Source organism: Roseivirga spongicola (assembly GCF_001592965.1).
GTDB lineage: Bacteria > Bacteroidota > Bacteroidia > Cytophagales > Cyclobacteriaceae > Roseivirga > Roseivirga spongicola.
Genome location: NZ_LRPC01000028.1, coordinates 1,158,621 through 1,170,939, shown reverse-complemented (window position 1 = coordinate 1,170,939; position 12,319 = coordinate 1,158,621). Strand labels below are relative to the sequence as shown.

General features: G+C 37.3%; 13 protein-coding genes. All 13 read left to right on the top strand.

All coding sequences use genetic code 11. The features are described 5' to 3' along the window. The first annotated feature begins 27 nt into the window (after positions 1–27). The 13 genes from AWW68_RS17075 to AWW68_RS17015 all read left to right on the top strand — a co-directional run bounded on the left by AWW68_RS17075 (position 28) and on the right by AWW68_RS17015 (position 12,292). Positions 28–1,314 carry an ABC transporter ATP-binding protein gene (locus AWW68_RS17075; RefSeq protein WP_068223766.1) on the top strand — a complete coding sequence of 429 codons (1,287 nt, stop codon included), beginning with the start codon at positions 28–30 and terminating at the stop codon, positions 1,312–1,314. Then, the gene (locus AWW68_RS17070) at positions 1,304–1,816 is read left to right on the top strand and encodes an acyltransferase (RefSeq protein WP_068223763.1); all 513 of its coding nucleotides are present in this window, start codon (positions 1,304–1,306) and stop codon (positions 1,814–1,816) included. The genes AWW68_RS17075 and AWW68_RS17070 overlap by 11 nt, the downstream gene beginning before the upstream one ends. Positions 1,817–1,923: 107 nt before the next feature. Further along, on the top strand, positions 1,924–2,646 hold the full coding sequence (locus AWW68_RS17065) for a class I SAM-dependent methyltransferase (protein WP_068223759.1): 723 nt from the start codon (positions 1,924–1,926) through the stop codon (positions 2,644–2,646). Positions 2,647–2,648: 2 nt separating this feature from the next. Then, positions 2,649–3,533: a hypothetical protein gene (locus AWW68_RS17060; RefSeq protein ID WP_068223756.1), complete on the top strand. Its 885-nt coding sequence runs from the start codon at positions 2,649–2,651 to the stop codon at positions 3,531–3,533. 28 nt (positions 3,534–3,561) lie between these two features. After that, on the top strand, positions 3,562–4,665 hold the full coding sequence (locus tag AWW68_RS17055) for a glycosyltransferase family 4 protein (RefSeq protein WP_068223753.1): 1,104 nt from the start codon (positions 3,562–3,564) through the stop codon (positions 4,663–4,665). A gap of 30 nt (positions 4,666–4,695) precedes the next feature. After that, positions 4,696–5,841 (top strand): glycosyltransferase, encoded by a 1,146-nt coding sequence (locus AWW68_RS17050; RefSeq protein ID WP_068223750.1) that lies wholly within the window; start codon positions 4,696–4,698, stop codon positions 5,839–5,841. Between the two features lie 58 nt (positions 5,842–5,899). Next, positions 5,900–6,886, top strand: coding sequence for a glycosyltransferase family 4 protein (locus AWW68_RS17045; protein ID WP_185101285.1), 987 nt, complete (start codon positions 5,900–5,902; stop codon positions 6,884–6,886). Next, positions 6,876–7,628 (top strand): cytidylyltransferase domain-containing protein, encoded by a 753-nt coding sequence (locus tag AWW68_RS17040; RefSeq protein WP_068223743.1) that lies wholly within the window; start codon positions 6,876–6,878, stop codon positions 7,626–7,628. Before AWW68_RS17045 ends, AWW68_RS17040 begins: the two co-directional genes overlap by 11 nt. Positions 7,629–7,687: 59 nt before the next feature. Then, positions 7,688–8,728 (top strand): N-acetylneuraminate synthase family protein, encoded by a 1,041-nt coding sequence (locus AWW68_RS17035; protein WP_068223741.1) that lies wholly within the window; start codon positions 7,688–7,690, stop codon positions 8,726–8,728. Between the two features lie 142 nt (positions 8,729–8,870). After that, positions 8,871–9,248: a GxxExxY protein gene (locus AWW68_RS17030; protein WP_068223738.1), complete on the top strand. Its 378-nt coding sequence runs from the start codon at positions 8,871–8,873 to the stop codon at positions 9,246–9,248. Between the two features lie 307 nt (positions 9,249–9,555). Then, positions 9,556–10,044: a KdsC family phosphatase gene (locus tag AWW68_RS17025; protein WP_068223735.1), complete on the top strand. Its 489-nt coding sequence runs from the start codon at positions 9,556–9,558 to the stop codon at positions 10,042–10,044. A gap of 90 nt (positions 10,045–10,134) precedes the next feature. Beyond that, the gene (locus tag AWW68_RS17020) at positions 10,135–11,313 is read left to right on the top strand and encodes a polysialyltransferase family glycosyltransferase (protein ID WP_157717697.1); all 1,179 of its coding nucleotides are present in this window, start codon (positions 10,135–10,137) and stop codon (positions 11,311–11,313) included. Continuing rightward, entirely contained in the window at positions 11,306–12,292 is a 987-nt protein-coding gene (locus AWW68_RS17015; protein WP_068223728.1) for a glycosyltransferase, read from the top strand. The genes AWW68_RS17020 and AWW68_RS17015 overlap by 8 nt, the downstream gene beginning before the upstream one ends. The last annotated feature ends 27 nt before the right edge of the window (positions 12,293–12,319 follow it).

Below are 12,319 nucleotides of genomic sequence, written 5' to 3'. Positions count from 1 at the left end.
TTTCACAACAGGTTGTTAACTGATAATATGAGTGACAGTGAGATAGCCATAAAGGTAGAAAACCTTTCTAAGCAATACCGGCTTGGTACGGTTGGTACTGGTACAATTAGTCATGATCTTAACCGCTGGTGGGCTCAAGTCCGAGGCAAAGAGGATCCTTTCTTAAAAATTGGAGAAACCAATGATCGTTCAAAGGCTGGGAATTCTGACTATGTGTGGTCTTTAAAGGATATCAACTTTGAAGTAAAGCAGGGTGAAGTGTTAGGTATTATTGGTAAGAATGGAGCAGGGAAGAGTACACTTTTAAAAATCCTTTCAAAAGTAACCGGGCCCACAACTGGTAGAATATCAGCGAAAGGAAGAATTGGTGCCCTTTTGGAAGTAGGTACTGGTTTTCACCCGGAACTTACTGGAAGAGAAAATATATTCCTGAATGGTGCTATCTTGGGAATGACCAAAGTTGAGATCAGAGCTAAGCTAGATGAGATCATCGATTTCTCAGGTTGTGCTCGCTATGTGGATACACCTGTGAAGCGCTATTCTTCTGGTATGAAAGTACGTTTGGCATTTGCTGTAGCAGCTTTTCTGGAACCTGAAATACTAATAGTAGATGAAGTGCTTGCAGTAGGTGATGCTGAATTTCAAAAGAAGGCTATCGGTAAGATGCAGGATGTAAGCAAAGGAGATGGGAGAACTGTATTATTTGTGAGTCATAATATGGCAGCAGTGGAGAATCTCTGTTCTTCAGCACTCGTACTTGATAAGGGAATGATAAGATTTAATTTGGAAGTAAAAGAGGCAATAGATAATTATTTAAAGATATCCGTTGAGCAGAATGAATTATTGGATTTCAAGTCTAGGATACCTAATGGCATGGGAAATGTTCAGATTAGTCATGTTGATGTTTATCCGGATAATGAGAGCAGGTTTATTAAGATTAGGGATACATTAGTTTTCGATATTGATTTATCTAACAAAAGTGCTCAAGGTAAATTGGATATAGGGATTAGGGTTTTTAACGAAAGGGAAACCAATATTTTTTCATGTTCAACCCTGATGACAAAAACATCTTTGTTTTTAAAAAGTTTTGAAAACAACATTAAAGTACTTTGTAGAGTCAACTCTCCCTTTTTGATTCCTGGTCGATATTTTTTTAGTGTTCAGGTAAATTTGAACAATGATCAGCAAGATAGGATTGAAAGAGTTTTGCAATTTGAGGTTTTAGAGGAAGATTTCTATTCTACAGGTTCAAAAACAAATATTAATAAAGGGGAAGTTTTAGTCGATCATGTTTGGATTAAGAATGAAAACTAGAGTAGCTAGGTTGATAACTAGGTTTTGGATAAGATTTGATCACTATATAAAAAGCAATACTATATCGGATGAATATAATTATTTCTACAGGAAGAGATTAAATGCTCTTGGAAAAGGGGTCAAGTTTTATGGGTTTATTGATATTATCAATCCTAATAAAGTTTCTATAGGGGATAATTGCACTTTAAATCAAGGCGTATTGATCGCAGCTAGAGAATCTGTCATTATTGGAAATAACGTACGTATCAGCCCTTATACAATCATTCTTACACACGGCTTAAACCTTTTGCAATATCCTAGGACCCATTACGAAAAGGCAGTTAAAATAGAGGATGACGTTTGGATAGCAAGTCAATGCACAATTTTAGCAGGAGTTACAATAGGAAAAGGCTCAGTAGTAGCAGCGGGAGCAGTTGTTAATTCGGATGTTGAGCCTTACACTCTGGTTGCTGGAGTTCCTGCAAAACGAATAAAGCGATTGGACCTGCCTATTATTCAATGAGCGATTATTTAATCTAGCACAATTGGTTTTTATTTAGGTTCAGTAATTTTGGTTTACATGAATTCTTGATAATACCTGACTTATGCAAATTGGTAAAAATAAAAGTTATGAAGAACAATCAAGAATATGATCCCTTCATTGACCGAAGGTTTAGACTACCTAGAGTATGGAGTAATAGGGAACTAAAGAAGTTTGCCCACCTTTTTGAAGGAAGCATTGCCAATGTAAGTGGATGGAAGGATATAGATAAAGAAGGGAGGAAATATCGGGATTATTTTGTCAATGCCTCAAGTTATACTATCACTAACTATAAGGCTGAGGCCAGAGGCTTTCAGGGTCAGGAAGGGGAAATATTTTTGGACTTGACAAAAGATTTGCCCGAAGACTTAAAAGGAAGTTTTGACGTGGTCTTTAACCATACAGTTCTCGAGCATGTTTATGAAGTTCAGAAGGCATTTCATAATCTCTGCCAACTTTCCAAAGATGTAGTAATTGTAATAGTCCCTTTTTTGCAGGAAATGCATGCAGACTATGGTGATTTTTGGCGTTTTACTCCACTTACGATGAAACGTATGTATGAGGAAAATGGATTAGACCTTCATTACTTGACCTTCAATGGGCACAAGAATGCTTCCATCTATCTCTTTTGTATTGGATTAAAATCAGGTTCGGAATACGCAAGAAAGATTCCTTTTTGTTTTAGTTATGAAGACCCCGAGCCGGCTATCGGAGTGTTTCAGAACTGGGTAGGCTGTCATGCTATAGACAACTCAAGGTTCGCGAAGAGAAGCTCTTTTTTCAATCGATTAAGAAGAAAAGTGCAGGGTTAATTTTGGATGTAACAGTTGTCATAAGAGCTGCGGGGGAAAGAACCGAAAAACTTTGTCAATACATTGTAGAACAGCAGGTTCCATCGAGCCAGGTTTTTGTTATACATGAAAGGCCTTTTTGGAAGGCTGTTCAAAAAACTTTTGAAATCGGCATTTCTGAGAAAAGGAAATGGACTTTGGCTGTAGATGCAGACATATTGATGACAGATGACTGTATTCTCAAAATGACTAAAAGAGCCTCGGTATCTGGAGATAATTTATATATATATCAGGGAAATATAATAGATAAGGTTTTTGGAACTGTTAGAGGAGGAGGACCTCATTTATATAATTCTGCACATCTTAAAACGGCACTTTCTTTTCTTGAAAAAAATAATCAGAACCATAGACCTGAGTCTGATACTTATAAGAAGCTTGCTTCAAAGGGCTTATTAAATGTAATTGACAAATACATTTATGGTATCCATGACTATTATCAATATGATTTGGATTACTTCCGAAAAGGTTTTTTTCATGCTCATAAACACCGTAGAGATGCATGTCAATTTTTAACTCATTGGTCGAGGAATCTGAATATTGATTCAGATTATAATATCTTATTAAATGGTTGGTTAGAAGGAAACAAACATGCAAGAGCGGAGGCCAATATCAACTTTTTCAATTCTCTTGATGCTTATCAGTCTCTAAAAGAGTCCAAGGATAAATTAGAAAAAGCTGAATTTAAACAGCTCTATGAGGAGGTAAATAAAGTAATAGATGATTACAAAGGTGAGACTGTATTTAGGGTTTCACCTATTCCAAAAAAAAACCTTGGTTCTCGAATATTAATAAAATCAGGTAAATACCTTATATCCATGGGAAAACACTTGATTGATCTGGGTAAGTAAACTTTTCGAACTCAATTTATTCTAAGATTTGAAAGTAGCTTTCTTTTTATGGGTGCCACTTGTGGGTGGAGCAGAGGTGCAATTGATACGTCTTGCAGAATATCTGAGAAAAGAGAATCAGATTCAGCCACTCTTTCTATTTTTAAAGGAATCTCAGGACAACCCATTGTTTTCAATCCTAAACCAAAAAGGCATACCTCACAAGGTTTTTAACTTTTCAAATTCATCATTGAATACACCAATTAATATCCTAAGGATATCTCGTTTTTTTATTATCAATAAAGTTGATGGTGTGATAGCTTTTCTCGAATTACCTTGTTTGTTATCTGCTGTTGCCAGTAAAGTTTCCCCAAGAGTCAAATTTCATATCTGGGGGATAAGAAGTTCTGAATTTAGATTTAAAGAAAGCTTCTGGCAGAATTTGGCTTTGAAATGTACAGATCAAGTAATCAGTAATTCTAAATTAGCTGCCAAGAACTTTTCCCTTTTAAATTCAAAAGAAATTCGCTCTTCTTACGAAATCAAAATAATTCCGAATGCCATTTCAGAATCATTCTATCAGGTTCGTTCAGAGGAAAAAAATGAAGATGAGTTGAGCTTAATTATGGTGGCAAATCATAGACCCCCTAAGAGATATGATGTTTTGCTAAGCGTTATGTCTAAAGTTCGGGAGATATACAAAGGTGTTCTCAGAGTCTACATAGTTGGGAGAAATACGGAGACACTAATGGATGAATATTCTGAATTTAAACATCTAAGCCCTTTTATTTTCTGTGTTGGTTTTATAGATAATGCGGAGAGATTTATTATTGAGAAGTCTATTGATATAGGTCTTTTTTTTAGTGATTACGAAGGACAGCCTAATGTTGTAATGGAATATATGAAGTTGGGGTTACCGGTTGTTGCTACAAAACTCCAACCGATTTCTGATCTATTACCGAATGAAAACAGTGACTATCTTTTTTCAAATGAATCTATAGAAGAAATAAGTGAGGCTATAGTTTATCTATTGATAAATCATGAGATGAGAACCATGATTGGAAAAAAGAATTCTGAGCATGTCGTTGAAAAACATAGCCTAAAGAGAATAGGGACTCAATACTATGAGCTAATTAGAACTTTGAAGGGTTAGCCAACAGTCATTCTCCAATAATAAAAAGTTTTGAAGTACTTATTTATTGCACATAGTGCTGATAGAAGTGGTGCCCCACTTTCACTTTTAGAGTTTATACGTGCTTTACAAAATATCGACCTAGACTTTGAATGTACAATCGTAATACTCAAGGCAGGGGAGTTAGAAAAGGAATTTTCAAATTATGGAAGAACAGTGGTTATCTCGAGAAATAAGAGGAATAACCTGTATGAGAAGATTAGGTATCGCTTGGTAAGAAGCAAGTATGAGGCTTTAGTAAAAAAGAAATCCTTTCACATTGGATTAGCCAATAGCTCATCATCATGGTTTTTTATTAAAAACTTTTCTTTCGAAAGTTTCGAACATTTTTTTCTACGACTTCCAGAGAGTACCCATTCAATTAAAACCATTTTAAGAGGAGAATTCAAGGCTTTAAGAGATAGCTTAAACCATGGACACTTGAAAGTTGTCGCACCATCAAATGCAAATGCTAATTCATTGAAAGAATGCTTAGATAAGGGCGCAAAAGTCCAGGTGATTTATGGAATTGCTGCAAACAAAGGAAAAGAATTGAGTATTGGTGATTCTCCGAAAAAACTACTTGAGCTTAAAGAAAAAGGTAAAGTAATCATAGGAGGATCTGGAAGATTAATCTGGGAGAAAGGTGTTGACTACTTTTTACAAGTTTGTGCGCTGACTGTTAAAAAGTGCCCGGATGCTCATTTTGTCTGGTTAGGTGCTATGGGTGATTTAAATACTGAGGCAAAGTCACCTTTTGAAAAAAGAATACTATATGATTTAAAGAAAACTTCTCTGCAAGATTCAGTCATTTTCCTACCCAAAACAAGTGCTCCAGAAAAAATTTATGAGCTTTTCGACATCCTTTTGATGACATCCAGATGGGATTCTTTTCCATTGGTGGTGTTAGAGAATGCCTTGGCTAAGACGCCAAGTATATGTTTTAAAAACTGTGGTGGAGCTGAGGAATTTATAGCGAATGACTGTGGTGTTGTAGTAGATTATATGGACGTGCAGAACATGTCAGACCAAGTAGTTTCTTGGGTTAGAAATTCAAATGAATTAAATAAAATCGCAAACAATGCTTACAATAAAGGCCTCACTTTCAATCAGGTCTATTTGCAAAATCAATTAAAGACTATCCTTGAAGAAAATTAAAGTATTCTTAGGTGCGTACATCAACCAAACAAATGCTCAAAATTTAAACTGTTTGAGCTTGGCTAAATATTTAGATAAATCAAAATTTGAACTATACGCCTTAGAGATTAATCACGGCAACCTGGGTAGGTTTTCTATTGCCGGAGTTACAACGTTTAATTGTAAGTATCCAGTGAAGTTCACTCAATGGTTGGGCTTTTTCTGGGGAATCCAGAAGTCGGATGTGGCTTATCTACCAAGAGGAAACAACTATAGGATTCAACGATCGCTAGTAAAACTTTTTAACAGAAAATGTTTTAAAACTGTAGAAAATGTCATAGACCAAGAAGCACTAACTACAGCCTTATCTGTTTTAGGTACGGTTCCAAGGGCAAAAGAGAATTATAGTTTTACTACTAAAACATTTTCAATCACTTCTTTCATGAGGAGGTATAACCATGAGCAACATGGAATTAATTCTGAGGATTTGATTCTACCTCCAGTTATAGATACCGCTTTATTCAGAAAAGTAAGCTTCGTAAGAAAAAGTATTAGGCGTATCGTATTTTTAGGAAATGATATGAAAAGGAAAAGAGTAAATGATTTTGTTGCTCTATCGGAACTCCATCCTTCAATAGAATTCCTAATAATTGGAAAGGATAGTGGTTTCTTGGAGAATATTCTGAATTCGAACTCTTATAATAACCTTACTTATTTGGGGATGTTAACTCACTCTGGATTATTAGAAAAGTTAAAAGAGTGTGATCTGCATATTTTGACCTCTAAGTCCGAGGGTTTTCCTAAAGGAATTATTGAGTGTGCAGCAGCAGGTGTCCCTTCTCTTGTTTTCAATGACTATGGCGCTGAAGAATGGATTCAAAGCTGGGAAAATGGAGTAGTATGTGAAACCCTTGAAGATATGGATTTAGCTATTAAAAAGTTAAAAGAGTCGCCTAACTTGATGTCACACTGCTCAAAAGGGGCGATTGAGTTGTCCGAACAGTATGCTGTGAAGAAGGTTGTTGGCCTTTACGAAAAAGTCATTGAAGATCTCCATGCCTCGTAACCTCATCATCATTCAAGCCAGGCTTTCTTCTACTCGTTTACCAGGCAAGGTGTTGAAGCCTCTAATCGGAGAGCAATGCTTGCTAGACCTACAGTTGGAAGCTTTAAAGAAGCTTGATATACCCTTTGTTTTAGCGACTAGCAGTAACCAAGCGGATGATTTGCTTGAAGCTTGGGCTCAGAAAAATCAAGTAGAGTGTTTTAGAGGAGAGGAGTATAATGTCCTGCAACGATTTATAGATTGTGCAGAGCACTATAATGCAAAGCAACTCGTTAGAGTTTGCTCTGATAATCCTTTTCTGCAGTTTGGGCAAGCTTCACACTATATGAATGAACTGAGTAACGGTGTAGACTATATTAGTTTTTGCAACGCTGATGGAACCCCTGCCATCAGAACTCACTGGGGTCTGTTTGTAGAGGGAGTGAGCCTTTCGGCATTAAAGCGAGCCTTAGTTTTATTACAAAATCACGACCAGCGAGACTTCTATTCCGAGCACGTAACCAACTTTATTTATGGTAATCCAAATGAGTTTAATGTAGTATTGGAAGAGGCACCTTCAGCGATTTTGCACAGAAATGATCTTCGCTTTACAATAGACACACCAGCCGATTTCGAAAATATGCATAGCTTGCTCCAATTGGCTAATTCCAACGCTAGTCTTGAACAACTAATTGAATTAGTTGACGCTAATCCTAAGATTAAATTGATTATGCGTGAAGGAATTGATCAGTTTAATAAGTGAGTGTTATACTTTATCGTGCTCATTAAAAATTCGACATTAAAAATTCAACACTCTTAAAGATGCCACATACCTACTTAATTGGTGAAATAGGTCAGAATCACAATGGTTCAGTAGATTTAGCTAAACTCTTAATCGATAAAGCCGCACAACCGGTTAAAGATGAGCTTTTTGGCTTAGAGTTAAAACCATGGGATGCTGTGAAGCTTACCAAGCGTGATTTAGCAGAAGAGCTCTCTGCTTCAGCTATGAACAGGCCATATGACAGTCCACATAGTTTTGGTAAAACCTACGGTGAACATAGAGCAAAACTAGAACTGGATGATGAGCAGCATTTTGAATTGTATCAATATGCCAAAGAAAAGGGCTTGGACTTTGTCGAGACACTTTGCGCTATCGGTTGCTTAAGTATGCTCAAACTATTTACACCTGATAGACTCAAAGTAGCCAGTAGAGACCTTACCAATTTACCTCTTTTGAATGCTATGGCTGAAACTAAAATACCCATGGTGATTTCTACTGGGATGGGAGGAGAACAAGAAATAGATGATGCTTTAGAGGTAATCACGAAGCATCATAATTCAGTGTCCATCTTACACTGCCTTTCTCAGTATCCGAGTGAGTACAAGAATATTAACCTGAATAGTATTCACTATTTAAAACAAAAGTACAGCGATTTTGAAGTAGGCTATTCTGACCATAGTATTGGTATATCTATTCCTTTGGCTGCTGTGGCCATGGGGGCAACGACAATCGAAAAACATATTACGCTCGATAGAACCATGAAAGGAACCGATCAAGCAGGCTCTTTAGCTCCCGATGGAATGCGTAGAATGGTGCGTGATATCCGTAATCTTGAAATGGCTTTTGGTGAGATGAAGAAGGAGCGTAGTGAAGCAGTTTCTGCGGCCAAGGTGAAGTTAGAGCGCAGTATTGCAACCAAAAGAGATATGCGACAAGGCGAAGTAATCTCTGAAGCCGATGTGCATCTGCTCAGTCCAGGAGATGGATTTCAGTGGGCACAAAAAGATCAGTTGATAGGCAAGAAACTTAATCAGAATGTATCTGCCGATGAGGTGATATATAAAGAAATGATTTCTTAAAATGTTCACGCGGAGTTCGCAAAGAGGGTTCACGCAGAGACCGCAAAGGGAAATGAACGCAGAGATCGCAGAGAGGGAGTACGGATAGATATTACACAAAGAATCCGTAGCACCCTTCGCGTTCTTTGTGTGAAATAAGCACATGACCGAGAACGAAATTTCATATAAAATCATTGGTATTGCCATAGATTTGCATAGAAATGTAGGTCCAGGTTTATTAGAATCTGCTTATGAAAATGCGTTGGCTTATGATCTGAGAGAATCTGGTCTTGATGTGAAACAACAACTTCCTTTACCGTTTCTTTATAAAGAGGTAAAGATGGAAGTAGGCTATCGGGTTGACCTTCTTGTTGAAAATAAGGTAATCATTGAAGTTAAATCAGTTGAAACATTAGCACCTGTACACTATGCTCAGCTATTGACTTATTTAAAACTATCGAATAAGAAACTTGGGCTACTAATCAATTTCAACTCAAAGATCCTAAAAAACGATATTCACCGAGTGGTGAATAATTTATAAATGATTCTCTCAGAGACCACAGAGAAGAATTAACGGTAAGAACGCAAAGAGTAGGCAACATTGAAATAAAGAAAACCGTTTGCGAGCTTTGCGACTAACTTTGCGCTCTCAGCTTGAAAAAAACGAGTAGTAAATAATCTATAAGGTTTTCACTTAGAGACCACAGGGGTAACTTCACGCAAAGATCTCAAAGAAGGATGACTGCAGAGAACGCAAAGAGTAGGTACTTAAAAACACGGGGAATTCTTTGCGGGCTTTGTGTAAAAGCCTTAGCGCCCTTTGCGTGAAAAAATTAACGACATAACTTATGCTCCCAAAACTTATACTAACCGATATCGATGGCGTCTGGACAGACGGAGGCATGTTCTACGATCAGACAGGCAATGAATGGAAGAAATTCAATACCTCGGATAGTGCAGGAGTACTTTTCGCTAGAAAATTGAATATACCTGTCGGTATCATCACAGGAGAAGACACTGCCATTGTAAAACGCAGAGCAGAGAAATTAAAAATTGATATTCTACATCAAGGTATTGGTAACAAATTGCCCATAGCGCAAGCTATTTGTAAAGAATTGGGTATTGCCCTTTCCGAAGTCGCTTACATTGGAGATGATATTGGAGACTTGGAATTATTGAAGGCCAGCGGTATTTCAGCTGCACCCTCAAATGCTCCAAGCTATATTCAGAAATACGTCAATCATGTTACAAAAAAAGCAGGCGGAGAAGGTGCTTTTCGAGAGTTTGTTGAGTGGATTATAGAATCTAATGGCCAACAAATTGAAGACTTGCTTTAATTATTCAACGTCATTCAGGGGATCCCGATGGCTATCGGGAGACCGAACCTGCCTGCCGCTAGGCAGGGAATCTCACAAACATAATCTAGAGTGCCTTCTAAAAAACACTACCTCTTAGTCTGGCCCACAATTCGAAAGGATTGGATTAAAGTGTTCGATGATCTTAAAGATGATTTTGAATTCACTTTCCTTCCGTCTACTTTTCCTAAGGATTTAAATTACACCAATGAATTTGCTTGTCGCTATTGGTCAGAATTCAACTCAGCACAAGACATATTGCAGGAATTGAAACCTGACGGCATCATTTTCATGTCCATTGAATCGGGTCTAAGTATGGTATTCAATATAGTGGCACAGCGTAAAGGCATAAATACCTTCATTCTTCAACATGGCATTTTCACTAATTATCGCGATTACAGAACCAGAGAAAAACTCTGGAGAAAGAAGGAAGTTGCGCAATCCGTTAAGCAAGAACAGTCGGAAAAATCATTTAGCACATTTACGTTTATTCGAAATTCACTAAATGGAGTTGGTCAGTTCAAGTTGCTATGGATCGCAATTTACACCAAGTTACAGCAGAGGAATGGACCATATTGGACAGCTAAACATCTACCTTTAAAGTTGAAAAGAGCAAATTGGTATTTGTGTTTTAGTCCTTACAACGCCACTATTCACAAAGAAACGGATAGAATAGGTGAAGAACGCTTAAAGTATATCGGTAGTCCTGAATTGATACCGTTTTTACAGGTAGAGCATGACCTGATCGAAGAAGACTTCTATCTGCATATAGATCAAGCGTTAGCGGAAAATTCTTTTGGAGAAGAAACCGTATCAAAAGAGAAGATGATCGACTTCTATCTGAAACTGAATCAATTCTGTCTTAGCAAAGGCTCGAAGCTCTACATAAAACTACACCCTGAGTCTTATAATTCTGATTGGCTTCCAAAGCACGAAAATATCACTTACCTCAAGCAGGTAGAGAACTTCAATCGAGTTATTCAAAGTGCCCAAGGCTGCTTCGGCTTTTATTCCACTATGATCATTCCAGCGGTATATTGGAAACCCACTGTTCTTTTTAAAATTCAGTATTCTGGATTACAAGAAGCTATTGGTCAGCTCAATGGAGCATCTATATTAGATTTCTGGTCCTTCCGTATAGAGGATATTGAGTTTACGGACTATGAAGTAGAGAAACCAAATATCAAACGTCAGTTTATTTTACCAGATGGAGTTGATGATAACGCTTTAAGAAATACTTTAGATGGATAAGGTCTACATTTATCCAAGTCTTGGTGGTAGCTTCAGCATGAACCGATATTTTGATGGTTTAGTAAGTGGACTTCAAGCCAATGACATTCCTTTTGAGGTGGTTCGTCCAAAAGGAAGTGGGTTAAAGGCAAAGTATATCGATTATCCTTTACTCACTCGAAAAAAGAAAAGAAACAAAGGGAAGCACATTATAATAAGTGAGCGCTATGCGTACCTGGTGCCTTTTATGCATGAAGACTCCATAGTCGTTTGTCACGATTTACATACACTTTACCCTCAGGCCAATACTCCAAAGATTCATCAGCGTTTGTATCGCTTCTTTCTAAATAAAATGTTTAGAGCGAAAAAGGTGGTTTGTGTATCCAATCATACCAAGAATGACTTATTGAAGTTTGTGCCTAAATTCTCGACACACCAAAATGTTGAGGTCGTTCATAATGGTATAGAGCAATTTTGGGTTGATCAGGCTAGGGTGGAGTCGGGCAATACAGCCCTGATAGAGCTATTTCAAAGTAAACAAATATTGCTTTCGGTAGGAACTGATGCTTGGTATAAGAATAACCAGTGGTCGCTAAAACTGATGGCAGACTTGCCAGAGAAATTCCATTTATTGAGAATTGGTGCTTTCAACCAATCGAACGAAGGGCTTATACAAGATTTGGGCATTAATCATCGAATTACCCGAGTTCAAAACCTGAGTGATCTAGACTTAAAGTACTGTTATCAGAATGCAAAGGCCTTACTATTTCCTTCTATTTCAGAAGGTTTTGGTTGGCCGGCTTTGGAAGCGACCTTGTGCGGATGCATGGTTATTTCTGATGGTGCAGGGGCAGTTAGTGAATTCTTGAATGTTGAAGAACATGAGGTTATTCAGTTAAATAAAGCTCTTGAGTATCTAAATAGTGGAGAATTAGTCTATGCGAATGTAGAGGTGCTTATATGGAGAAATCAAACTATGAACCTTTTGGAACTATATTAGAACAGTCATTGATAGTGAAAGTCGTAT

What these genes read in the sequence shown, in the direction of transcription:
- AWW68_RS17035 (WP_068223741.1), top strand. Translation starts at nt 7,688, where the DNA reads ATGCCACATACCTACTTAATTGGTGAAATAGGTCAGAATCACAATGGT.
- AWW68_RS17025 (WP_068223735.1), top strand. Translation starts at nt 9,556, where the DNA reads ATGCTCCCAAAACTTATACTAACCGATATCGATGGCGTCTGGACAGAC.
- AWW68_RS17075 (WP_068223766.1), top strand. Translation starts at nt 28, where the DNA reads ATGAGTGACAGTGAGATAGCCATAAAGGTAGAAAACCTTTCTAAGCAA.
- AWW68_RS17030 (WP_068223738.1), top strand. Translation starts at nt 8,871, where the DNA reads ATGACCGAGAACGAAATTTCATATAAAATCATTGGTATTGCCATAGAT.
- AWW68_RS17070 (WP_068223763.1), top strand. Translation starts at nt 1,304, where the DNA reads ATGAAAACTAGAGTAGCTAGGTTGATAACTAGGTTTTGGATAAGATTT.
- AWW68_RS17065 (WP_068223759.1), top strand. Translation starts at nt 1,924, where the DNA reads ATGAAGAACAATCAAGAATATGATCCCTTCATTGACCGAAGGTTTAGA.
- AWW68_RS17015 (WP_068223728.1), top strand. Translation starts at nt 11,306, where the DNA reads ATGGATAAGGTCTACATTTATCCAAGTCTTGGTGGTAGCTTCAGCATG.
- AWW68_RS17040 (WP_068223743.1), top strand. Translation starts at nt 6,876, where the DNA reads ATGCCTCGTAACCTCATCATCATTCAAGCCAGGCTTTCTTCTACTCGT.